This window comes from Pseudomonas sp. Con_6 (assembly GCF_059379395.1).
Genome location: NZ_CM182011.1, coordinates 6,955,547 through 6,978,543, shown reverse-complemented (window position 1 = coordinate 6,978,543; position 22,997 = coordinate 6,955,547). Strand labels below are relative to the sequence as shown.

Annotated in this window: 22 protein-coding genes; 12 read left to right on the top strand and 10 right to left on the bottom strand. The window is 61.1% G+C overall.

From position 1 onward, the window contains the following. Positions 1 to 10 precede the first annotated feature (10 nt). The 3 genes from oadA (at position 11) to AC5QPF_RS31625 (ending at position 3,619) form a co-directional block, all read left to right on the top strand. Positions 11 to 1,819, top strand: coding sequence for a sodium-extruding oxaloacetate decarboxylase subunit alpha (oadA, locus tag AC5QPF_RS31635; RefSeq protein ID WP_494961469.1), 1,809 nt, complete (start codon positions 11 to 13; stop codon positions 1,817 to 1,819). 199 nt (positions 1,820 to 2,018) lie between these two features. Further along, complete coding sequence (locus tag AC5QPF_RS31630; RefSeq protein ID WP_494961468.1) at positions 2,019 to 3,344, top strand: HipA domain-containing protein; 1,326 nt, start codon at positions 2,019 to 2,021, stop codon at positions 3,342 to 3,344. Continuing rightward, positions 3,341 to 3,619: a helix-turn-helix domain-containing protein gene (locus AC5QPF_RS31625; protein ID WP_494961467.1), complete on the top strand. Its 279-nt coding sequence runs from the start codon at positions 3,341 to 3,343 to the stop codon at positions 3,617 to 3,619. Before AC5QPF_RS31630 ends, AC5QPF_RS31625 begins: the two co-directional genes overlap by 4 nt. 91 nt (positions 3,620 to 3,710) lie before the next feature. Here the strand turns inward: AC5QPF_RS31625 and AC5QPF_RS31620 are convergent, their stop codons facing one another. Together AC5QPF_RS31620 and AC5QPF_RS31615 are read right to left on the bottom strand one after the other, a co-directional pair. Then, positions 3,711 to 4,532 carry an ABC transporter permease subunit gene (locus AC5QPF_RS31620; protein ID WP_494961466.1) on the bottom strand — a complete coding sequence of 274 codons (822 nt, stop codon included), beginning with the start codon at positions 4,530 to 4,532 and terminating at the stop codon, positions 3,711 to 3,713. Beyond that, on the bottom strand, positions 4,529 to 5,350 hold the full coding sequence (locus tag AC5QPF_RS31615; protein WP_494961465.1) for a transporter substrate-binding domain-containing protein: 822 nt from the start codon (positions 5,348 to 5,350) through the stop codon (positions 4,529 to 4,531). Before AC5QPF_RS31615 ends, AC5QPF_RS31620 begins: the two co-directional genes overlap by 4 nt. 105 nt (positions 5,351 to 5,455) lie before the next feature. Here AC5QPF_RS31615 and AC5QPF_RS31610 point away from each other — a divergent pair, with 105 nt between their 5' ends. Continuing rightward, on the top strand, positions 5,456 to 6,355 hold the full coding sequence (locus AC5QPF_RS31610; RefSeq protein WP_494961464.1) for a homocysteine S-methyltransferase family protein: 900 nt from the start codon (positions 5,456 to 5,458) through the stop codon (positions 6,353 to 6,355). A gap of 35 nt (positions 6,356 to 6,390) precedes the next feature. Here AC5QPF_RS31610 and AC5QPF_RS31605 read toward each other — a convergent pair whose 3' ends face one another. From AC5QPF_RS31605 to AC5QPF_RS31595, 3 genes are read right to left on the bottom strand one after another with little or no spacing between them, the layout of a single operon-like run. Continuing rightward, positions 6,391 to 7,062 carry a GNAT family N-acetyltransferase gene (locus AC5QPF_RS31605; RefSeq protein WP_494961463.1) on the bottom strand — a complete coding sequence of 224 codons (672 nt, stop codon included), beginning with the start codon at positions 7,060 to 7,062 and terminating at the stop codon, positions 6,391 to 6,393. Between the two features lie 14 nt (positions 7,063 to 7,076). Next, a complete protein-coding gene (locus AC5QPF_RS31600) occupies positions 7,077 to 7,526 on the bottom strand; it encodes a GNAT family N-acetyltransferase (RefSeq protein ID WP_494961462.1) in 450 nt (149 codons plus the stop codon). Positions 7,527 to 7,539: 13 nt separating this feature from the next. Then, positions 7,540 to 8,172: an FMN-binding negative transcriptional regulator gene (locus AC5QPF_RS31595; protein WP_494961461.1), complete on the bottom strand. Its 633-nt coding sequence runs from the start codon at positions 8,170 to 8,172 to the stop codon at positions 7,540 to 7,542. Positions 8,173 to 8,265: 93 nt separating this feature from the next. Between AC5QPF_RS31595 and pdxR the strand changes: the two genes are divergently transcribed. Beyond that, entirely contained in the window at positions 8,266 to 9,795 is a 1,530-nt protein-coding gene (gene pdxR / locus AC5QPF_RS31590) for a MocR-like pyridoxine biosynthesis transcription factor PdxR (protein ID WP_494961460.1), read from the top strand. Positions 9,796 to 9,888: 93 nt separating this feature from the next. Here the strand turns inward: pdxR and AC5QPF_RS31585 are convergent, their stop codons facing one another. The 4 genes from AC5QPF_RS31585 to AC5QPF_RS31570 form a co-directional block, all read right to left on the bottom strand. After that, the gene (locus AC5QPF_RS31585; RefSeq protein ID WP_494961459.1) at positions 9,889 to 10,992 is read right to left on the bottom strand and encodes an extracellular solute-binding protein; all 1,104 of its coding nucleotides are present in this window, start codon (positions 10,990 to 10,992) and stop codon (positions 9,889 to 9,891) included. Next, positions 10,989 to 12,035: a histone deacetylase family protein gene (locus AC5QPF_RS31580; protein ID WP_494961458.1), complete on the bottom strand. Its 1,047-nt coding sequence runs from the start codon at positions 12,033 to 12,035 to the stop codon at positions 10,989 to 10,991. The genes AC5QPF_RS31585 and AC5QPF_RS31580 overlap by 4 nt, the downstream gene beginning before the upstream one ends. A 144-nt stretch (positions 12,036 to 12,179) precedes the next feature. Further along, the gene (locus AC5QPF_RS31575; protein ID WP_494961457.1) at positions 12,180 to 13,163 is read right to left on the bottom strand and encodes an AraC family transcriptional regulator ligand-binding domain-containing protein; all 984 of its coding nucleotides are present in this window, start codon (positions 13,161 to 13,163) and stop codon (positions 12,180 to 12,182) included. Positions 13,164 to 13,214: 51 nt separating this feature from the next. After that, positions 13,215 to 14,210 (bottom strand): asparaginase domain-containing protein, encoded by a 996-nt coding sequence (locus AC5QPF_RS31570; protein ID WP_494961456.1) that lies wholly within the window; start codon positions 14,208 to 14,210, stop codon positions 13,215 to 13,217. A 352-nt stretch (positions 14,211 to 14,562) separates the two neighbouring features. Here AC5QPF_RS31570 and AC5QPF_RS31565 point away from each other — a divergent pair, with 352 nt between their 5' ends. The 7 genes from AC5QPF_RS31565 to AC5QPF_RS31535 are packed head-to-tail and all read left to right on the top strand — an operon-like array spanning position 14,563 to position 21,289. Continuing rightward, the gene (locus AC5QPF_RS31565; protein ID WP_494964287.1) at positions 14,563 to 15,585 is read left to right on the top strand and encodes a glycosyltransferase; all 1,023 of its coding nucleotides are present in this window, start codon (positions 14,563 to 14,565) and stop codon (positions 15,583 to 15,585) included. Further along, positions 15,585 to 16,700 (top strand): FAD-dependent oxidoreductase, encoded by a 1,116-nt coding sequence (locus AC5QPF_RS31560; RefSeq protein ID WP_494961455.1) that lies wholly within the window; start codon positions 15,585 to 15,587, stop codon positions 16,698 to 16,700. Before AC5QPF_RS31565 ends, AC5QPF_RS31560 begins: the two co-directional genes overlap by 1 nt. After that, complete coding sequence (locus AC5QPF_RS31555; RefSeq protein ID WP_494961454.1) at positions 16,687 to 18,471, top strand: hypothetical protein; 1,785 nt, start codon at positions 16,687 to 16,689, stop codon at positions 18,469 to 18,471. Before AC5QPF_RS31560 ends, AC5QPF_RS31555 begins: the two co-directional genes overlap by 14 nt. A gap of 19 nt (positions 18,472 to 18,490) precedes the next feature. Continuing rightward, a complete protein-coding gene (locus AC5QPF_RS31550; protein WP_494961453.1) occupies positions 18,491 to 19,285 on the top strand; it encodes an NAD-dependent epimerase/dehydratase family protein in 795 nt (264 codons plus the stop codon). Then, complete coding sequence (locus tag AC5QPF_RS31545) at positions 19,282 to 20,109, top strand: TIM barrel protein (RefSeq protein WP_494961452.1); 828 nt, start codon at positions 19,282 to 19,284, stop codon at positions 20,107 to 20,109. Before AC5QPF_RS31550 ends, AC5QPF_RS31545 begins: the two co-directional genes overlap by 4 nt. 2 nt (positions 20,110 to 20,111) lie before the next feature. After that, positions 20,112 to 20,468 carry an SMR family transporter gene (locus tag AC5QPF_RS31540; protein WP_494964286.1) on the top strand — a complete coding sequence of 119 codons (357 nt, stop codon included), beginning with the start codon at positions 20,112 to 20,114 and terminating at the stop codon, positions 20,466 to 20,468. An 11-nt stretch (positions 20,469 to 20,479) separates the two neighbouring features. Then, positions 20,480 to 21,289, top strand: a complete 810-nt coding sequence (locus AC5QPF_RS31535) for a glycosyltransferase (RefSeq protein ID WP_494961451.1) — start codon at positions 20,480 to 20,482, stop codon at positions 21,287 to 21,289. 116 nt (positions 21,290 to 21,405) lie between these two features. On the opposite strand, the gene aspA is transcribed toward AC5QPF_RS31535, so the two are convergent. Further along, positions 21,406 to 22,830, bottom strand: a complete 1,425-nt coding sequence (aspA, locus tag AC5QPF_RS31530; protein WP_458979728.1) for an aspartate ammonia-lyase — start codon at positions 22,828 to 22,830, stop codon at positions 21,406 to 21,408. Between the last annotated feature and the right edge of the window lie 167 nt (positions 22,831 to 22,997).

Here is a 22,997-nt window from a genome sequence, read left to right as displayed (position 1 = left end):
GGAACCCATAATGTCCAAGAAAATCTTCGTAACCGACACGATCCTGCGCGACGCCCACCAGTCCCTGCTGGCCACCCGCATGCGCACCGACGACATGCTGCCGATCTGCGACAAGCTCGACAAGGTCGGCTACTGGTCGCTGGAAGTCTGGGGCGGCGCGACCTTCGACGCCTGCGTGCGCTTCCTCAAGGAAGACCCGTGGGAGCGCCTGCGCAAGCTGCGCGCCGCACTGCCCAACACCCGTCTGCAGATGCTCCTGCGCGGCCAGAACCTGCTGGGCTACCGCCACTACAGCGATGACGTGGTCAAAGCCTTCGTCGCCAAGGCCGCGGTCAACGGCATCGACGTGTTCCGCATCTTCGACGCCATGAACGACGTGCGTAACCTGCGCGTCGCCATCGAAGCGGTGAAGGCTGCCGGCAAGCACGCCCAGGGCACCATCGCCTACACCACCAGCCCGGTGCACACCATCGACGCCTTCGTCGCCCAGGCCAAGCAGATGGAAGCCATGGGTTGCGACTCCATCGCGATCAAGGACATGGCCGGCCTGCTGACCCCGTACGCCACCGGCGAACTGGTCAAGGCGTTGAAGGCCGAGCAATCGCTGCCGGTGTTCATCCACTCCCACGACACCGCCGGCCTGGCCGCGATGTGCCAGCTCAAGGCAGTGGAGAACGGCGCCGACCATATCGACACCGCCATCTCCAGCTTCGCCTGGGGCACCAGCCACCCGGGCACCGAATCGATGGTCGCCGCGCTCAAGGGCAGCGAGTTCGACACCGGCCTGGACCTGGAGCTGCTGCAGGAAATCGGCTTGTACTTCTACGCCGTGCGCAAGAAGTACCACCAGTTCGAAAGCGAGTTCACCTCAGTGGACACCCGCGTGCAGGTCAATCAGGTGCCAGGCGGCATGATCTCCAACCTGGCCAACCAGCTGAAAGAGCAGGGTGCGCTGAACCGCATGAACGAAGTGCTCGCGGAAATCCCGCGGGTCCGCGAAGACCTCGGCTTCCCGCCGCTGGTGACCCCGACCTCGCAGATCGTCGGCACCCAGGCCTTCTTCAACGTGCTGGCCGGCGAGCGCTACAAGACCATCACCAACGAGGTGAAGCTGTACCTGCAAGGCGGTTACGGCAAGGCCCCGGGCGTAGTCAACGAACAGCTGCGCCGCCAGGCCATCGGCAGCGAAGAAGTGATCGACGTGCGTCCGGCCGACCTGCTCAAGCCGGAAATGGCCAAGCTGCGTGCGGATATCGGCAACCTCGCGCACTCCGAAGAAGACGTACTGACCTTCGCCATGTTCCCGGATATCGGGCGCAAGTTCCTCGAAGAACGTGAAGCCGGCACCCTGACCCCTGAAGTGCTGCTGCCGATTCCGGAAGCCGGCGCCGTAGCCTCGGCCGGTGGTGAAGGCGTGCCGACCGAGTTCGTCATTGACGTCCACGGCGAGACCTACCGCGTCGACATCACCGGTGTCGGCGTCAAGGCCGAAGGCAAGCGTCACTTCTACCTGTCCATCGACGGCATGCCGGAAGAAGTGGTGTTCGAGCCGCTCAACGAGTTCGTCGGCGGTGGCGGCAGCAAGCGCAAGCAGGCCAGCGAGCCGGGCCATATCAGCACTTCCATGCCGGGCAACATCGTCGATGTTCTGGTCAAGGAAGGCGACACGGTCAAGGCCGGCCAGGCCGTGCTGATCACCGAAGCGATGAAGATGGAAACCGAAGTGCAATCGCCGATCGCCGGCAAGGTTGCCGCGATCCACATCGCCAAGGGTGACCGCGTGAATCCGGGCGAAATCCTGATCGAGATCGAGGGCTGAGATAGCCTTCGGCGGTAAACGGTTAACCTCATGGGGAGCGAATTGCTCCCCTTTTTTTATTCTGTGAATCTGCATTTTAATGCAGCTTCATCTGGCTTTTTATTTGTATATGTGCATTTTAATGCAGAAACTTGGCGGGATTTCTGAAGGAATTGCACTATATTGCAGATCAGTCAGTTTCACGTTGATCGAGGCCGCCATGTCCTTGTTGACCCTCCAAATCCATGCCCAGGGTAAATGGCAGGACGCCATGACCTTGAACTTTTCCGAGCCGGAGAAAGGGTTTCTCGGTCCTTGCCAGTTCGGCTACACCTCGGCTTACGTGGGAGCCAATCTGGACGCTTACGAAAGCACCTTCGACAAGGCCGTCAGCGTCAGGTTACCGGTGGATTTCGATACGCAGCATTCAAAGAAGGCACCGGCGTTCTTGCATGACATCGCTCCGTCTGGCGCCGCCAAGCGTTTCCTGCTGAAACACATGAACCGGGAAAAGCCGGAAGGACTGGCTGACGACCTCTTCCTGCTTGCCCGCAGTACGCCAGCCCCCATCGGCAACCTGCGGGTCAAGGAATCGCTGGAAGGCCTGGATACCTCGGATCCCATGGGCTTCAGCTTCGACGATGTGGTCATCCGGGATCAACGCTTCCTCGAATATGCTTATGAGCAAGGCGCGGCTATTGGCGGTGCCACAGGTGCTGGCGGCGAGGCGCCCAAGTTGCTGCTGACCGAAGGAGGGGACGGCCGGCTCTATCCGGACGCGGTGCTCCAGGATGATCGGGCGGCCCGCCACTGGTTCGTGAAGTTCTCCCGCAACCAGGCGCTGGTTAATGACCAGACCATCCTGCGCGCCGAATACCTCTACTACAAAGCGCTGGAGCGTCTGGGCATCGACACGGTGGCGACTGCCGAACTGGATTTGAAAGAGGGCGACAGGCCCAGTCTGTGGATGAAACGCTTCGACCGTCGAATTGGTGCGGCAGGCGTCGAGCGGCTGGCCGTGGAGTCGGTATATTCGCTGGCCGGAGTGACCGAGCCGGGCAGCCGGATGGACCATCTGGAAGTTATCCGGGCGCTCGCCGGGCTGTGGATAAAAGCCGGGCAGAAGGACCAGGTGCCAGACCTGGTGGCTGAATACCTGCGGCGTGACCTGATCAACAAGATCCTTGGCAACGCCGACAACCATGGCCGCAACACTGCGATCATTCGTAGCGACGACAAGTTGCGGTTGGCGCCCATCTACGATCTGGCGCCCATGGTCATGGATGCCGAGGGCATCACGCGGACGACCAAATGGGCCTCACCGGTGGAGCGCGGCGGAGAGGTCGACTGGCTTGCGGCCTGCCGCTTGCTGGAGCCGATCGTCGATCCGCAACAGGCGTTCGAGCGCTTGCGCCATGACGCTCGTGGGCTGATGGCATTGCCGGATCTGCTGGTTGACTCAGGATTGCCGGAGGCGGTGATGAATCACCCGGCCATCGCTTTGAAGAATCTTGAACAACGTATGAAGGGCTGGGGATTGCTATGACGGTTTCGATCGAGATTCGCGCCTTGCTGATCGAGAGCGTTCTGGAGGGGATCGCCGATGGTTCGCTGGAACTGGGCGCTGCGGTGCGCAAGTTGCGCACGGAGGTGGCGAAGCTGCAGCAGACCCAGTTCGCGAAGATGTGCAGGATTTCCGTACGGACCCTGATCCAGATCGAACAGGGTGAGGGCAATCCGACGCTCAATTCGCTGAATGCGGTGTTCCGGCCGTTCGGGTTGCAGATGGGGGTTCTGCGGCGGCCTGACAGATTGAGGTGATCTTCAGATCATCGCTGGCAAGCCAGCTCCCACAGGTACGGTGCATGCAGGACCTGTGGGAGCTGGCTTGCCAGCGATTCAGGCGCCGCGGTCAGCGCTCGAACCCTTTGCCGTAATGCTTCTCCAGTCGCGCCTGCACCAGCTCCAGTGCCACCGACAGCAGCCAATAGATCAACGCCGCCGTCGTCAGCATCTCCAGGTAGCGATAGCTCGACCGCCCATACGACTGGGCCAGGAACATCACTTCCCACACCCCCATCACCGAAATCAGCGACGAGTCCTTCAGCATCGAAATGAACTGGTTCGCCCCCGGCGGGATGATGGTGCGCATGGCCTGGGGCAGGGTGATCTGCCAGAAGATGGTTGCCGGGCGCATGCCCAATGCCATGGCCGCCTGGCGCTGGCCCGGGGCGACACCGAGGATGCCGGCGCGGAAGATTTCGCTGAGGTAGGCACCATAGTTGAGCGACAGGGCGATGATCCCCGCGCTGATGGCGCCCGGCACCAGGCCGATCTGCGGCAAGCCGAGGTAGATCAGGAGGATCTGGATCAGCAGCGGCGTGCCGCGGAAGAACGAGGTGTAGAAACTCGCTACGCCCAGCAATACGGCGCTGCTGGACAAGCGCGCCAGCGCTGCGGCAAAGCCCAGCACCACCGAGCAGAACATCGAGCACAGGCAGAGGAACAGGGTCAGCGCCGCACCCTGGAGGAAACCGTTCGGGCCCAGCTTGAAACCGGCCAGGTTCGGAAACTTCTCGATGATGATCGAAAACTTCAGGTCAAAACTCAGGAAGAAGCCGACGAACACCAGCAGCAGGACCAGCCAGGTGAGGTACAGCCGCGTCCGGAAGCCCGGTAGCGGCAGGCCCGTGCGCGAGGCGACGGGCTTTGGCGAGGGTTCGTGAGCACTCATTTACTGATGTCGGCGCCGATCCACTTGTTGGACAGCTTGGCCAGGGTCCCATCGGCCTTGAGCTGGGCGAAGACTTCACGGACCTTGGCGTCCCACTCGGCATCGCCTTTCTCGATGGCGACCGAGTTCGGCTCTTCATACAGCGGCGCACCGGCCAGCTTGAAGCGCTGATCCTGGTTCAGGCGCGGCTGAGCGGTGACCAGGTTGGTGAGAATGGCATCCAGGCGCTTGCCGGCGCCCAGGCCAAGGTCCTGGAAGGCGACGTTGTCAGTGTCGTACGGGGCGATCTGCACGGCGTCGAACGGGTAGTCGATCTTCTGGTCCTCGGCACCTTCGATCACCAGGTTCTTGTTCAGGTAGCTCTCGTAGCTGGAGGCGCTGGTCAGGCCTACCTTGAGGCCGTCCAGGTCCTTGGCCGAATGAATGCGATCGTCCTTGGCGTTGACCACGATAACGGCGGGCGAGGCGTAGTACTCCACCGGGAAATCGAAGACTTCGGCGCGGGCCTTGCTCGGGGTCATGGAGCAGATGCAGATGTCGTAGCGCCCGCTCCAGCGACCAGCGGCGATCACGTCCCACGACGGGGTTTCCAGGCGCAGCTTGACGCCCAGCTTGTCGGCGACGGCCTTGGCCACGTCGACGTCGAAGCCGTCCAGCTGGTTCTGCTCGTTGAGGAAGGAGAACGGTGGGTAACTTTCCATCAACACGTTGACCAGTTCCTTGCGGGATTCCACACGGTCCAGGGTGGCGCCGGCGAAGGCTTGGGTAGCAGCGGTCAAGGCCAGCAGGCCCGCGCCCAACAGGGAGGAAAGTTGCATGAGAATCACCGGAAAAGTTGTAAGACAGAACGTGGCATGTATTAAATAGTTATAAATATTCGGGCACTAATACGTTTTATTTATATTTATAGAAGCGAGTGTTATATGGGCGAAAAGTCGTTGGTCATTCTTGATGGCGGTATGGGCCGGGAACTGCAGCGTCGGGGCGCGCCATTCCGCCAGCCGGAGTGGTCGGCGCTCGCATTGAGCGAGGCGCCGGAAGCGGTGGTGGCCGTGCACCGTGCATATATCGAGGCCGGTGCGCAGGTGATCACCAGCAACAGTTATGCGGTGGTGCCGTTCCATATCGGCGAGGAGCGCTTCAAGGCCGAAGGCCGCGCCCTGGCCAGCACTGCCGGGCAACTGGCTCGCGCCGCGGCGGATGCCGGGCCGCAGCAAGTGCGGGTTGCCGGTTCCTTGCCGCCGCTGTTTGGTTCCTATCGCCCGGATCTTTTCCAGGCCGAGCGCGTTGGTGAAGTTCTGAACCCGCTGGTAGAAGGCCTGGCCGAACATGTCGACCTGTGGCTGGCGGAAACCCAGAGTGCCGTTGCCGAGGTTCGTGCGATTCGTGCGGGTCTGCCGCAGGACGGCAAGCCGTTCTGGGTATCGTTCACCCTGCAGGACGAGGATGTTGATGAAGTGCCGCGCCTGCGTTCGGGCGAGCCGGTGGCAGAAGCGGCCGAAGCGGTGGCGGCGCTGGGTGTGCAGACCCTGTTGTTCAATTGCAGTCAGCCGGAAGTGATCGGTGATGCCATCGATGCTGCGCTGGCGACATTCCAGCGCCTGGGTGTGGATATCTCGGTGGGTGCTTATGCCAACGCTTTCCCGCCGCAGCCCAAGGATGCGACGGCCAACGATGGGCTGGATGAGCTGCGTGAAGACCTCGATCCGCCGGGTTACCTGCAGTGGGCGCAGGACTGGCGCAAGCGCGGTGCCAGTCTGCTGGGCGGCTGCTGCGGGATCGGGCCGGAGCATATTGCTTCGCTGGCTCAGGGGCTTAAGTAACCTTATTTGGGGCCGCACAGCGGCCCCAGTTGCATTTAGCCGTTGCGACAGGCCTCCAGCGTCCTGACCTGCCCCCCAGGCTGCTGGTTCTCTTCGCTCAACCAGCGCTCGAACCCCGCCGCCACCGCTGGCCACTCCTCATCGGTAATCGAATACCAGGCCGTATCGCGGTTCTGGTCCTTCACCACCATGTGGTTGCGGAACACCCCCTCGAACTTGAATCCGAAGCGCTCCGCAGCGCGCCGCGAGCGGGCATTGGCGTTGTTGCACTTCCATTCGAAACGACGGTTACCCAGCTCGAATGCCAGCTTGCCTAGCAGGTAGACCGCTTCGGTGCCCTTGGGCGTACGCTGCATGGCCGCGCCGAAGGCGATATGACCGACTTCGATACGACCATGGGCCGGAACGATGGACATCAGGCTGAGAATGCCCTGCACCTGGCCGCTGGCCAGGTCGATCACGCTGTAGAACAGCGGGTCGCGACTGTTGGCGTTGTCCTGCAGCCAGCGATCGAACGGCTCGCGCTCGGTGAAGGGGCCGTAGGGCAGGTAGTCCCAGAGCGCGGTGTCGGCGTCCCGGCCTTGCAGTACTTCCCACAAGTCGTCGCCATGTTTCGCAGGCTCGAGTTTTTCCAGGCGGATGAAACGTCCGGTCAGCGGTTCGGCTTGAGGCTCGGTGGCCGGTATCCAGTTCAGTTGGCTGCTCATGAATGCACCTCGGCTTATAGCGGTGATTTGCGGAACTGGATGAAGCCGGGACGCTCTGCGACCTGCTCATACAGGGAAATCGCAGTGGCATTGGTTTCGTGGGTCAGCCAATGGACCTTGCTGCAGCCGGCCGCGCTGGCCACGGCGTAGACGTGCTCGATCAGCTGACGACCGACCCCTTGCCCGCGCTGGCTGCCATCCACGTACAAATCCTGCAGGTAGCAGGAGTTTTCCACAGACCAGTTGGAGCGATGGTAGATCCAGTTGACCATGCCCACTGCCTTGCCATCGACCCAGGCGAGGGCGGAGTTGGTGGTTTCCGCCGGGTCGAGGAAGCGCTTCCAGGTTTCGGCGCTGACCGCGTCGGGCAGCGAGGTTTCATAGAAACGCAGGTAGGCCTGCCACAGCGGCAGCCAGGCGGCGTGGTCGGCGGCGGTGACCGGGCGAATCTCTACGGTAGACATGGGACGCGTTCCTTCAGGATTGCCGCTGCATCAGCGCGGCGAGGTTGTTGTCCAGCGGGTCGGCGCTGGCGGCCAGGCCGCTGCGCACACCTTCGTGATCGATGGCCGAGCGGTTCTGGCTCAGCTTGCGGTTGCATTGCAGGCGCTCGATGGGCACGGCGAAACCGACGATGGCCTTGAGCATGCCGTCCAGGTAGTCCGCCGGTGCGTCATCCACCGACCAGGGGCGGTCGCGGCCTTGCTCGTGGCGGTCGCTCAGGCGGCGGACGATGTCCAGCAACGGCTCCGGGCTGTGGATAACTTGCGGGATGCCCCAGGCGTGCACGGCGACGTAGTTCCAGGTCGGCACGGTGCGCGGGTTTTGCGCCTTGCTCGGATAGTAGCCGGGGCTCACGTAGGCGTCGGCGCCGGGAAACACCAGCAGCACTTCGGCGCCACTTTCCAGGTCACGCCATTGCTTGTTGCCGCGGGCGACATGGCCGTAGAGCGTGCCCTTGGCGCCGACGTTCGGGTCCAGCAGCAGCGGTACGTGAGTGGCTTGCAGGCCCTGCTCGCCATTGCTGACCAGCAGCGCCAGGCGGGTATTGGCGATATGGTCGTGCAGGCGTTGCAGGTCGTCGTCTTTGAAAGCGCTGGGTGTATACATGGAAAAAATCCCTTGGCGAGTGGGAGCAATCCTAGGCAGGCTATTGGTCCAGAGTAAGAGCCATTGTGTGCCAATTTCATGGGTCCATTGATCATGGTCGAGCCGTCCGTTTTCCTGCCTTTCGATCCCTCCGGCATTGTCCTCGACCGCCGCCAGGGCCTGAGCCGCCAGCTTTACCAGGAACTGCGCGCACGGGTGCTGGATGGGCGCCTGGGCAGCGGCACGCGCCTGCCAGCGAGCCGGGACATGGCGGCGATCCTCGGCCTCTCGCGCAACAGCGTGGTGCGCGCCTACGACCAACTCTATGCCGAAGGCTTCATCGAAAGCCGGGTCGGTGACGGGACCTATGTCAGTCAGCTGCCAAAACTGTCCACAAAAGTATCCACAGGGTTATCCCGGGGTTTATCTACAGGTTTATCCACAAAACCCTCGGAAAATACTGGTGATCCGTCCAGTAAAGTTATCCACACGGCACCGCTTTTTCGTCTGGAAAACCATCATTTGCCTACGCCAAGAAACGGTCCGCCACGGGCGTTTCGCGTCGGCGTACCGGCTTACGACCTGTTCCCGTTCGAGGTCTGGGCCAAGCTGCAGGCGGGTTTCTGGCGAAATCCCGGAATGGCCGCGCTGGGTTATGGGGATCCGGCGGGGGAACCGCTGCTGAGGGAACTCATTGCGGCCTATTTGCGTCGATCACGAGGACTTTCCTGCACGCCTGAACAAATTGTGATCACCACCGGTGCACAGCAGGCCATCAGCCTTTGTGCACAGCTGCTGCTGGAGCCGGGGGCGGGGGTGGCTGTGGAAAACCCCGGCTATCGGGCGGCGGCTTGTGCCTTCGCCCTGACCGGCGCGGCCGTACATGGCGTGGCTGTGGATAACGATGGCCTGGATTGTGCGGCGCTGGCTGCGCTTGGCGATTGCCGTCTGACCTATGTCACCCCGTCTCACCAGTACCCCACTGGTGTCGTCATGAGCCTGGCCCGGCGCCTGGAACTGCTGGCCTGGGCCGAGCGCAATCAAGGCTGGATCGTCGAGGACGACTATGACGGCGAGTACCGTTACAGCGGCGCGCCGCTGGCGCCTTTAGCTGCGCTGGACCGCAGTGGGCGGGTGCTGTACGTGGGAACGTTCAGCAAGGTGGCGTTTCCGGCATTGCGCTTGGGTTACCTGGTGTTGCCCCGACAACTGGTACAGCCGTTTGCGCAATGCCGGGCGCTGATGGTGCGGCATTCTGAAGTGGGCACGCAGACGGTGATGGCGCAGTTCATGGCCCAAGGGCATTTTCAGCGGCATATACGCCGCATGCGCCGGGCGGCGCTGGTGCGACGCAATGCGCTGCTGGCCGGGTGGCCTGTGGATATTCCCGGGGTCGGAGGATTGCCGGAAATGGTCGCCGGGTTGCATGTAAAGGTGGATGTGGATAACTCCGAACACGAGCGCTGGCTGGTTGAAAGGGCTCTGGAAGTGGGGGTGGAACTGAATGGACTGGGTGATTATTGGTTCTGCGAGCCGGAGCAGGCTGTGGATAAGAAGGCGGGGTTGGTGCTGGGATTTGCGGCGGTGGGGGAGAAGGAGATTGCCGAGGCTCTCGGCAAGCTCCGGAAGGTGTGGAGGGGTTGACGGCCTCATCGCGGGTGAACCCGCTCCCACATGCTCCGCGAAACCTGTGGGAGCGGGTTTACCCGCGATGAGGCCATCAGCAGCGACGCAGAACTAGGTCCCCGCCTTGATCTTGGTCCACGCCCGCGTACGGGCCCTTTCACCCTCGCGGTTCAGCGGCTGCAGGGTATACAGCTTGGTCATCGCTTCCGGGGTCGGGTACAGGTTCGGGTTGTTGCGGATCGCCGGAGCGACCAGCTCGGTGGCGTCCTTGTTCGGGTTCGGGTAGCCGACGAAGTCGCTGATCGGCGCGATCACCTTCGGTTGCAACAGGTAGTTGATGAACGCGTGGGCATCCTCCGGGTTCGCCGCGCCCTTCGGAATCGCCAGCATGTCGAACCAGATCGGCGCGCCTTCCTTGGGCAGGCGCATGTCCACCACCACGCCATTCTTCGCCTCGATGGCGCGGTTGGCGGCCTGCGAGAAGCTGCCTGAATAACCGACCGCCACGCAGATATCGCCGTTGGCGATGTCAGCCATGTACTTGGACGAGTGGAAATAGGTGATGTACGGCCGGATCTTCAGCATCAGATCCTCGGCCTTCTTGTAGTCGGCCGGCTTGCTGCTGTTCGGCGGCAGGCCCAGGTGCTGCAGGGCCAGCGGCATGATTTCCGATGGCGAATCGAGCAACGCCACGCCGCACTGCTTGAGCTTGGAAATGTTCTCTTCCTTGAAGATCAGGTCCCAGCTGTCCACTGGCGCATTGTCACCCAGCGCAGCCTTGACCTTGGCCGGGTTGAAGCCGATCAGCACGGTGCCGTACATGTACGGCACGGCGAACTGGTTGCCCGGATCATTGGCTTCGATCAGCTTCATCAGCGCCGGGTCAAGGTGCTGCCAGTTAGGCAGCTTGCTGCGGTCCAGTGGCTGGAACACGCCCGCTTCGATCTGCTTGGCCAGGAACACGTTGGACGGGACCACCACGTCATAGCCGGAGTTGCCGGTGAGCAGCTTGGCCTCCAGCGCTTCGTTGGTGTCGAAGATGTCGTAGATCAGCTTGACCTGGCCGTCCTTCTGGAAGTCGGTCAGGGTCTGCGGGGTGATGTAGTCGAACCAGTTGTAGACCCGTAAGGTACGCTGCTCGGCGACGGCCTGGAGGCTGCCGGCGAGCAGGGTGGTACACAGCAGGGGGGCGAGCAGTCGCTTGAGTCGAGTCATGCGTGGGCTTCCTGTTGGGCGCGTTCGAAACCTTCGAGAACGTTCACGGCGTTGATGCCGATTTCTTCCACTGCGTAGCCGCCCTCCATGACGAACAGGGTCGGCTTGCCCAGGCGCGCGATACGTTCGCCCATGGCCAGGTAGTCGGGGCTGTCGAGCTTGAACTGGGAGATGGGGTCGTCCTTGAAGGTGTCCACGCCCAGGGAAACCACCAGCACGTCCGGCGCGTAGGCGTCGATGCGGGCGCAGGCCTGGTCGAGGGCGGCGCTCCAGGTAGCCCAGTCACTGCCGGCGGGCAGGGGGTAGTTGACGTTGTAGCCTTCGCCGTCGCCTTCACCGTGCTCGTCGGCATAACCGAGGAAGAACGGGAATTCGGCCTGCGGATCGCCGTGGATCGAGGCGAAGAACACGTCGTTGCGCTGGTAGAAGATTTCCTGGGTGCCGTTGCCGTGGTGGTAGTCGACATCGAGGATGGCCACGCGCTTGTGGCCCTGGTCGAGAAACGCTTGGGCGGCGATGGCGGCGTTGTTCAGGTAGCAGTAGCCGCCCATCACGTCGCTGGCGGCGTGGTGTCCAGGCGGACGGCAAAGGGCGAAGGCGCTGTGGGCGCCTGCCTGGATCGCGGCCTGGGCGGTGAGGGCAACCTGCGCTGCGCTGTAGGCGGCCTGCCAGGTGCCGGCGGTGATCGGCGCGCCGGCGTCGAAGCTGTAGTAGCCCAGTTCGCCCAGAAGGCTGGTGGGTTTGACTTTGCGCAGGGTGCGTGCCGGCCAGGTGAAGGGCAGCAGGTCGCCGTCGCGCTCCAGCTCGGCCCAGCGAGCCCAGGCACCTTCGAAGAACTGCAGGTAATCGGCGCTGTGCACCCGTTGCAGAGGCGCGCGGCCGAAATCGGTGGGGCCACTGACGGGGCCGATATTGCGTGCCTTGACCCGGTCAAGGACGTGGTCGGCGCGGGAAGGCATCTCGAAGCAAGGCTTGAGCTGGCCGTCGATCAGCTCGCAGCGGCCGTGGTGCAGGCGGTGGTCATCGGAATAGATCGTCAGCATTGTTGTTCTCCAAATCACTGGCGTTTTTTTCCTGAATGGTGCTGGGTGGGGCGGTGAAGCTGAACGGCGCAAACGGCCAAAAGGGGATCGAAATGGCCAGGGCGGGTGGCCAGGCTTGATTCAGTGGTGCTCCCAATCGCTGGCTCAGGCCCTGAAGTGGCTCGGGGCTACCCCACTCCAACGCATGAACGCATGCCGGAAGCTCGCCGTCTCACTGAACCCCAGCACTTCCGCAATCCGGTAGATCGGCATCTGCCCTTCACCGAGCAACTGCTTGGCCCGCTCGAAGCGTAGTTCATCGAGCAGTTGCTGATAGCTGCTGCCCATCTCACCCAGATGACGGCGCAAGGTCCGCGAAGAGCAGTTCATCTGCCGCGCCAGCCCCTCGAGCCCCGGCGGCGCATCGAGCTGGTCGATAAGCAACTGGCGGATCTTGCCGAGCCAGGCCTGGCGTCCGGTGAATTCCAGGTTCAGTTGCCGGCAACGCTCGCTCATCGCCCGGTGGGTCACCAGGTCCGCCAGCGGCAAGGGCTGCGCCAGCCAGGCCCGGTCGAAGGCGAAGGCGTTATCGCCGGCGTCGAATTGCAGCGCACAGCTGAAGGTGGCCCCGTACTGGGCATGGTAGTCCGGCTCGGCATGGGCGAAGCGCGCGCCGAGCAGCGGCAGCGAACGCCCCAGCAGGTCGTCGCAGATGACCTTCAGCGACACCAGGCAGAACTCGGCATTGAACGCCGCCAGCTGTGGCTCTTCGCGGTACTCGCTGGCGCTGAACCAGATGCGCTCGCCATCCTCGATCAGGCGCAGGCGGAAAAGTGTTCCCAACAGCGCGGGGTAGTGCAGCGCCAGGCGCAAAGCGTCACCTAAGGTGGCACTGGAGAGCAGGGCATAGCCGAGCATGCCGTAGGATGAAACGTGCATGCGCCGCCCCAGTTCCAGGCCGATATCGCGCCGCCGCGCGACCGCGTTGGCGCACACCTGCATTTCCTGGCGGGTGGTGATGCGCGGGTCGGCACGGCCCAGGTCGGCCGCGCTGATGCCGCTGCCATGAAGCAGGGCATCTCCCTGATCCTGGAAGGTCTGCAGGACCAGGGAAACCGCGTTCAGGGTGGTCAGGTGGGAGTGCAACATGCTCGGTACCGGGCTGATGGACTGTTCGGGGAGCGAGCAAATTGCATGCCTTCAGCGCAGTTCGCCGGCCAGATCCTGTTCCGCCAGGCGACGGACGTCCTCTACCGGCAGGCCGCTGCCGAGCAGCAACTGCAGCTTGCCGAACGCCGCTTCGCGGGTCATGCCGCCGCCGGAGAGCACGCCGGCCTGGCGCAGGCGGCTGCCGGCCTCGTAGATGTCCAGTTCGACGCCGCCTTCATGGCATTGGGTGATGGCGATCACCACCAGGTTCCGTGAATGTGCCTGTTCCAGGGCGGCGAGGAAATCCGCGTCGTCGCTCGGCCCTGTGCCGCTGCCGAAGCATTCGAGGATCAGGCCCTGGGCCCCGCTGTGGATAACTGCCCGCAGCAGGTCCGCGGAAAAGCCCGGAACCAGGGGCAGTACGGCGATATCCACAGGCTGGCGTGGCTGGCGATAGTCCAGGGCAGCAGGCAGCGCGGGGGTGTCGCTCGCCGAGACGTTGCGGGCAAGGGCAACGAAGGGATGCCGGCCATAGCTACGCACCTTGGCGGTGCGGTGTGGCGGCAGCAGTTCACCATGGAAGAACAGTTGCACCCCGACCGGCTGGCCTGTGGTCAGGGCATTCAAGGCACCGGTGAGGTTTTCCCAGGCGTCGCTGTCATCCACGCCCGCCGGCAGCATCGAGCCGGTGAACAGTACCGGCGCCTCCAGCCCGAGCAACTGGAAGCTCATGGCCGCCGCGCTGTAGGCCAGGGTGTCGGTGCCATGCAGCACCAGCACCGCGTCGCAGCCGGCGTCCACTGCCTCGATGATCGCCGCGCGCAAGCGCAGCCAGTACTGCGGGGTCATGTTGGCGCTGTCGATCAGCGGTGCCATTTCGCGGAAGCGCCACGGAGCCAGGTCGGTCCTTGTGGATAAACCGGCGCGCATACGCTGCTCGAAGCCGGAAGCGGGGGTCAGGCCGTTGGCACTGGCTTGCATGCCGATGGTGCCGCCGGTGTACAGCACCATGATGCTGCGAGCGGGGCGGGGGGGCGCCGAAATCATGCGCCATTCTCCATGGTCGGTCTTGTTGGTAGCCGGGCACAGTACGCCATGGGTCTATGGGGTGTCAGCGGTTTTCGCTGATTCAGCGAGAAGCTGTGCAAGTATGGCAAGCAAGGAGATGGATTGAATGTATGTTTCAGTTCCAAGCTAAGTAGGACGGTTCTTACAGAATGTGTCTGTGATGTGGTACTTTTGCTCCCAGTGCAAAGCTTGCTGCCTAGCTGTTCATGACAGATTTTTGGCGCGATGCCGCACCAGAGAGATCATCGTGGTGCATGCCTCTCATCCGCGGGCGCTTGCTGAAAATGGAATTTTCTTTACCGGACAGGTAGAGATTTTAACGAGAATTATGATGGCATTCTTTCCCTGTTTTTTATCTGTGGTGTTTGTCTTTCGTAATCAGTCGGATGAGCTGAAAAGTATTCTTGCCGATGCAGCTTCGGTGGTGTCCTCCATCGTAAGTGATTATGAACTTATCGTGGTTGACAATGCCTCGGACGACGAAAGTATCGCCACATTGAAACAGCTCACCGGTATGAGCGGACTGGCCAATCTTCAGGTCTATGCATTGACCAAGGAAGTCGACACCGACACTGCCTCCTGGGTGGGAATGGAGAATGCCCTGGGTGATTTTGTCGTTGTCATCGATCCGCTGGCGGATGACATCAACTTCATTCCGGAAATGCTCGATAAAGCGGTAAGCGGCGCGGATGTCGTCTTTGCCCGTAACGAAAAGAAGTTGCCGCAGAGTATGTTGTATCGTACTGCCGATGCCATCTTCCATCGTTTGTACAATGCATTCAACGGTGTTCATCTGGCCAAGGAAGCACCGCACTTTCGAGTGCTTAGCAAGCGTGTGATCAATTTTATCCTGCAGCATCCGCAGCCATCGATGACGTATCGGCATCTGCCCGCCACCGGTGGTTTTTCACGCGAGTACCTCAACTACAGCGCCGAACCGAAGGCGGTGCGAGCGAAACGCCTGGGCGACAGTATCGACCGCGGCATGCGTTTGTTGGTGTCGACGACGCGGGCGCCTATGCGGTTGGTCACCATGCTGTCCTTGTTTGGCGCCATTGCCAACCTGCTGTACTGCGTCTACGTGGTTGCTGTCGGCATCCTGAAAACCGATGTGGCTCCCGGCTGGATCAGTGTTTCGTTGCAGCAGTCAGGTATGTTCTTCCTGATCTCCCTGGTCTTGCTGGTGTTGGGAGAATACATCCTCAACATGGCAAGCCTGTCCAATGAGGGGCCGCTTTACCATGTCGGTCAGGAGTTCACCAGCGCTCACATGACCCGCCTGGAAAAACTGAACATCGAAGAAGTCGCGCCGGATGATACGAGTCACCCGCGTGACTACAGGCAGCCCGTTTGATGTCAGCGTCTGCTCATGTTCAGGATGCCGTGGTAGTAGGGGGGGGGTTCTACGGAGCGGCCATCGCCATCTTTCTCGCCAGGCAATACGGTTTCAAAGTCCTGCTGATCGAGCGTGAGCCGGCGCTTATGCGGCGCGCCTCGTACAATAACCAGGCCCGCGTGCACAACGGTTACCATTATCCTCGCAGCTTTACGACGGCCTATCGCAGCCGGGTGAACTTGCCAAGGTTCGTTCGCGACTGGCCGGATGCGGTAAAGCAGGATTTCACCAAGGTCTATGCGATAGCGCGGCGCAACTCCAAGGTCACCGCCCGACAGTTCGAACGCTTTTGCCGTGACATTGGTGCCGAGATTCAGCCAGCCGAGCGCGCCTTGCGCGACCTTTTCGAGCCGAGGCTGATCGAAGATGTCTTTCAGGTCGAGGAATATGCCTTTGACACCACACGGCTGGCGAGTTGGGCGCAGAGAAACCTGAAGGAGCATGGCGTTCAGGTCCGGCTCAGTACTCGGGCCAGCGAAATCTCGAAAGGCCAGGACTCACTGCTGACGGTGGCTGAAACGGCACAGGGTGACAAGCAGCAGATTGCCAGCCGCTATGTATTCAACTGCACTTACAGTGGCTTGAATCAACTTCGCGGTGACTTTCCGGGCGTCAGCACTCCGCTCAAGCAAGAAGTGACCGAGATGGCGCTGATGCAGATGCCTGAGTCGCTCGCTGGAATTGGAGTGACCGTCATGGACGGCCCATTCTTCTCGATGATGCCTTTTCCAGCCCGCGGGCTGCACACCTTGTCGCATGTTCGCTATACGCCGCATTTTAATTGGGCGGATGAAGCGGGTATAAATCCTTATGCGAGACTGCACAACTATCAGCGACAGTCGCGTGTTGATCGGATGGTCCGCGACACGGGGCGATATATTCCGGAAGTGTTGAAGGCGAAACACGTTGACTCGCTGTTTGAAGTTAAAACTGTACTTGTAAAGAACGAAGGTGACGACGGTCGACCGATTCTTTTTGAGCAGCATAATACTTTGCCAGGGTGTTATTCGGTGCTGGGTGGGAAAATTGATAATATCTATGATGTGCTGGAGAGGTTAATTGAAATCTTATAATGGAAAATTGGGGTCGAGTTTAATATTCCTCATTGCTTTTCTGGCCGGTATTTTCGTTTTCAACAGCAATGGTCTGAAAACAGTCGATGATCGCTTCTTCGATGCACTCGACAGGTTTTCGCAAATTCTGGTCACCGGTCGCCTGATTGCTCATGATGCCGGTGTCGACAGCCAGGGTTGGAGTCTGGGCTCGGTCAAGATCAATGGTGTTCTGGAATACACCGAGCACAATCTGGAGACCTATAACGCGCTGGTCGCCAGTGGCGCCAAGCCTGAGGTCGTCTACTTCCCCTATCAGTCCCATCTGGGTCTCCAAGGGGCTGCATTTCTCTGGCTTCACGATGTCTTCGGTCTGAACGTATACGGCCTGCAGTTTGTCAATGCGACCCTGTTCGCTTTGGTTATCGCAATGTTGACGGTGCTGTTCGCAAGGGCCTACGACTGGAAGTTCGCCCTCGCTTTCTTCATTGTCATGGTCACTTCGCCCTGGATTGTTGCCTTCGCCCGCAACCTCTACTGGGTGCCGTTTGTATGGTTTCTGCCGGCGGTCTTCTCGACCCTGCTCTACCTCGCCAAGACTTCGAAGGGACAGTGGCTGGCTGCCATTGGCCTGTTGCTCTCGATGTTTGTGAAAAGCCTCACCGGCTATGAATACCTTTCCGCCGTCACCATTCTGGTGTGTTCTGTTTTCGTGATCGGACCGCTGTTCAAGCCCGTTGGTCGGAGTTACTTCAGCAATGTGAAACTGGCTGCGCTGGCTGGGGTTCTCTGTGTACTCGGCTTCGTGCTCGCGCTCCTTCTGCATGCAGGAATGCGTGGCGACACCATCGCTCATGGGCTCGCCAACATCATCGAGCAAGATGTGAAGAAGAGGACTTATGGCGATGCTTCGGCATTTGACCCGGTGCTAAGAGATTCTCTGAACGCTTCGATTGTCGATGTTCTGAAGATCTATTGGTCGTGGCTGAACTGGCGCACGCCGGTCTTCGCGGGTATTTCCGCGTTCTATCTGAACTTCAGCATGCTGGTCGTCGGCCTGGGCCTGGCATATTCCGTTGCCCGGCGTCGCTGGCATGACCTGCGTCTCGTCGCCCTGACCGCGATCATGCTGCTGGCGTCCTTGTCCTGGTATGTATTGGCCAAGAGCCATTCCTACGGCCATACGCAACTGAACTACATCCTGTGGTACTTCGGCTTCGTGCCCGCCCTGGCCTATACCGTTGTCTTCTACTTGGTGCGGATGGGCAGCGATGCCGCCGGTTTCTTGATGCATGCTGGGGTGAAGGGCAAAGTTGCTGTCGCCGCAGTGGTCTGCCTGATGGCGACGGGTTGGGTCGTTTACGTGAAGAACAGCGACCGCATGCTGGACAGCCGCTATGCCTCTGCGACAGCCTCGTTCGACCTGCAGTCAGGTGCCAGGCTGCTGGTGTCCGATACTGCTGGACTGACACTGTTCCGGCAGAATTGCGTCCCGTCCTATCGGCCCGGCACCTACTTCATTCATGTTTATCCGCAGTCTCCTGAAGCCATTTCGGGTATGACGGACGGCTTCCTCGATGTGGGTTCGAAGCTGGTGTTCAACGGCAATGCGCAACTGGCTTCGAAGTATTACCAGAGCTGTGCTGCGCCCATTCAATTACCGGCCTACCCTCTGGCCAGCCTGGAGATCGGTGAAACCCTTCCTGACGGCAGTATTGCCTGGAAGCAACGCATCGATCTGGGCGGCAAGACGTATGTCGATCCAGAGAACGCATTGATTTCTGCACACTAATTCACAGGTCGTAGAACGCATGACTTCTGCACTCATTGGCTACTCCGGATTCGTCGGCAGCACATTGTTGGCACAGACGACTTTCGACGATTGTTATCGCTCTACCACGATCGGCGAGATCGAAGGGCGTTCGTACGACATGGTGATCTGCGCCGGAGCACCGGCGCAAAAGTGGATCGCCAACCGCGAGCCTGAACAGGATCGTCTGAAGATCGAGGGCCTGATCGCTCACCTGAAGACCATCACATGCAAGACCTTCATCCTGATCAGCACCGTCGATGTCTTCAAGAACTCCGCTGGCGTGGACGAGGACACTCCGGTGGAGGAGGCTGGGTTGCATGCATATGGGCTCAATCGTCGATTGCTGGAGAAGTTCGTCGAAAGCCAGTTTCCCGACCACCTGATCATTCGGCTTCCTGGCCTGGTCGGGCCGAAGCTGCGCAAGAACGTGATTTTCGACTTCCTCAACGGCAACAACCTGCAGGCGATCGACAGCCGGGGTGTTTTCCAGTTCTACCCGATGGTCAACCTTTGGCATGACATCCAGGCGGCGCGCAAGGCCGGGCTTGCGCTGGTTCACCTCACAGCCGAGCCCGTCAGCGTTGCGGACATCGCTGCTTATGGATTCGGCAAGCCATTCGACAATACCCTCGACAACCCGGTGGGTGCCTACGACATGCAGACCCGCCATGCCGCCGTTTTCGGTGCAACCGGCCGCTATCAGTACAGTCAGCGGGAGACGCTGCTGGCTGTCAGGGCCTATGCGCAATCCGAGCCGGTCACGGTGAAGGATGACGCGGGAGCGGGTCAATGAGGCTGTCCATTTCCAATATCGCGTGGGACACCGCGCAGGATGAGGCGGTTGCGGCGTTGCTCGAGCGCTTTGCCGTCGATGCCATCGACATCGCGCCGGGCAAGTACTTTCCGCAGCCAGCCGCTGCGACCGACGCGGACATTGCCCGCGTCAGGGGCTGGTGGGCTGAGCGCGGCATCGAAATCACCGGCATGCAGGCGCTGCTGTTCGGCACCACGGGCCTGAACGTCTTCGGCACGCCGGAGAGCCAGGCGGCCCTGTTGACCCACCTGGCGGCCGTGTGCCGTATCGGTGGTGGTCTCGGGGCCACGCGGCTGGTGTTCGGTTCGCCCAGGAACCGCGACCGCAGTGGATTGACCGATGCCGAGGTGCTGGAGGTGGCGGTGCCGTTCTTCCGCCGCTTGGGCGATATTGCCCAGGCCGAGGGTGTCGTCATTTGTCTCGAGCCGAATCCGACCCGCTATGGGGCAAACTTCATGACCGGCAGTGCCGAGACGGCGGCTATGGTCAGGAGTATCGCCCACCCCGCGATCAGGATGCAGCTGGATACCGGCGCGCTTTCCATCAATGGCGAAAATCCGTTTGAAGTACTGGCCGATTGCGCTGAACTCATCGGCCATGTGCATGCCAGCGAACCCGACTTGCTGGCGCTGGGTGATGGCGGCTGTCAGCACCAGGAGATGGCGGAAGCGCTGCGCCAGCATTTGCCTCAGGCCCTGGTCGCCATCGAAATGGTTGCGACGAAGGAGGAGCCGCCCATCGAAGCCGTCGAACGGGCGCTTGGAGTCGCGGTGCGGTATTACGGAGCAGGGGACGTGGCATGAGCATGAAGTGGCTGATCCTGCTTCTGGGTATCCTTTCCAACGCATCCGCCAGTGTGCTGGTGAAAATGGCGATGATGCCTCCCCGCAAGTTCCCCTCCCTCAGCGATCCCATGGCGGCATTGAGCAATTGGCCCTTCTGGCTGGGATTAGGCCTTTATGGCGCGGCCTTTCTCCTCTATGCCGCAGCACTGGCCCGCCTGCCGCTGAATGTTGCACACCCGGTGCTGACCGCTGGCGCGATCGCAACCGTCGCACTGTTCTCATTGCTCTTCTTTCGTGAATCCTTCCACTGGACAACAGGGGCGGGAATCGTTCTGGTAATTGCTGGCGTGGCGTTGATCACCGCCCGCGTGGCTTGATGGTGATGAAAATGAATTCCCCCGCTGAAATCTCCGCAGTACGTGGTACCTGGCAGGTGCCCTCCTTTGATACGCGTCTATGGCTCGGTCGCCAGCACCCTTGGTGCGTGGTGATTCCGGTCATCAACGAAGGCTCGCGGATAAAGAACCTGCTGGCGCGGATGGCGGCGCTCGACATCAGTGGCATGGCCGACATCATCATCGTCGATGGTGGTTCCACCGACGGTTCGCTGGAGTTGCAGGACCTGCAGCAGGTAGGTGTGCGTGGGCTGCTGGTGAAGACCGCCCCTGGCAAACTGAGCGCCCAGTTGCGCTGCGCCTATGCGTTTGCGCTCGATCAGGGCTACGAGGGGATCGTCACCATTGACGGTAATGACAAGGACGATCCGGAAGCAATTCCGCGTTTCATCGAGGCACTCGAGCAGGGTGTCGACTTCGTTCAGGCGTCGCGTTTCATTGCTGGCGGTGTTGCGGAAAACACTCCTCTTTCACGCGACTTCGCCATTCGTTTCATCCATGCGCCGATGCTGAGTCTGTCCTCCGGGTTCAAATGGACGGATACCACCCAGGGTTTCCGTGCCTATAGCCGCAAGATGCTGCTGGATCCGGCTGTGGCACCGTTCCGCGATGTCTTCAGCACTTATGAACTGTTGGCCTATCTCTCCTACCGGGCACCGAAGTTGGGCTATCGCTGTGTCGAGTTGGCCACGGTGCGGCGCTATCCAAAAGGTGAGGTACCGACCAAGATCAGCAGCGTGAAGGGCAACCTCTCCGTGCTGGAAGTGTTGTTCCGCGCCTGTTTCGGGGCCTACAACCCGTAACGCGATGGGCGCGTGAGTGCCCAGACATAAAAAAAGGGCCCTGGGAAGTATCCCGGGCCCTTGAAAGGTGAGAGGTGTCTAGTCCCTCGACCTGGTGAGACAGTTGTCGCGGGTGGTTACGCCTTCAGCGGAACCAGACGCGGAGCGATCATGTTTTCCGGACGCAGGATGTCGTTGAGCATCGCTTCGTCCAGCAGCTGTTCTTCGCGCACCAGTTCCAGTACGCCGCGGCCGGTTTCCAGGGCGATGCGGGCGATACGGGTGGCGTTTTCGTAGCCGATGTACGGGTTCAGGGCGGTGACCAGGCCGATCGAGTGCTCGACCAGTTCACGGCAGCGCTGTTCGTTGGCGGTGATGCCGACGATGCAGTGCTCGCGCAGCATGTCCATGGCGCGTTGCAGCAGGCGGATGGAGTCGAAGATCTTGTAGGCGATCAGCGGTTCCATGACGTTCAACTGCAGTTGGCCACCTTCGGCGGCGACGGTCAGCGCCAGGTCGTTACCCATGATGGCGAAGGCCACCTGGTTGACGGCTTCCGGGATAACCGGGTTGACCTTGCCTGGCATGATCGAGCTGCCTGGCTGACGCGCTGGCAGATTGATCTCGTTGATACCGGTGCGCGGGCCGCTGGACAGCAGGCGCAGGTCGTTGCAGATCTTCGACAGCTTGACCGCGGTACGCTTGAGCATGCCGGAGAACAGAACGAAGGCGCCCATGTCCGAGGTGGCTTCGATCAGGTCGGCGGCAGGAACCAGTGGCTGGCCGCTGATGGTTGCCAGGCGCTGTACGGCCAGGGCCTGGTAGCCCGGGTCGGCGTTGATGCCGGTACCGATGGCGGTACCGCCCAGGTTCACTTCGGTCAGTACTTCCGGAGCCAGGGTGCGCAGGCGGTTCAGGTCTTCGGTCAGGGTGGTGGCGAAGGCGCGGAATTCCTGGCCCAGGGTCATCGGTACCGCGTCCTGCAGTTGGGTACGACCCATCTTCAGTACGTGGCTGAATTCTTCACCCTTGGCAGCGAAGGCCTGGATCAGGCTGTCGAGGCTTGCCAGCAGGGCGTCGTGACCCAGCAGCAGACCCAGGCGGATCGCAGTCGGGTAGGCGTCGTTGGTCGACTGCGCCATGTTCACGTCGTTGTTCGGGTGCAGGTATTTGTACTCGCCTTTCTCATGGCCCATGGCTTCCAGGGCAATGTTGGCGATCACTTCGTTGGCGTTCATGTTGGTGGAAGTACCAGCACCGCCTTGGATCATGTCGACCACGAACTGCTCGTGGTAGTCACCGCGGATCAGGCGGGCGCAGGCCTCGCTGATGGCAGCGTGCTTGGCATCGCTCAGGTGACCCAGCTCACGGTTGGCGTCGGCAGCGGCCTGCTTGACCATGGCCAGGGCCACGACCAGCTTCGGGTAGTGCGACAGCGGAACACCGGAGAGGTGGAAGTTGTTGGCAGCGCGCAGGGTCTGGATACCGTAGTAGGCATCTGCAGGGACTTCCAGGGTGCCAAGCAGGTCTTTTTCAACGCGGAACGATGCAGCAGCGGACATGATGATTATCATCTCGAAATAACCCGGCATGTGCCGGAATGGCGCCAATCGTAGGGGCGGAGGCCGTTTTGCGGCCAATGCTGTTGCACGCTAACCTATGCACAAACGGCATAACGCCCCATGTGACGTTCTTCCGAGATCGAGCGTGTGCCATTTTGGTGCATGTT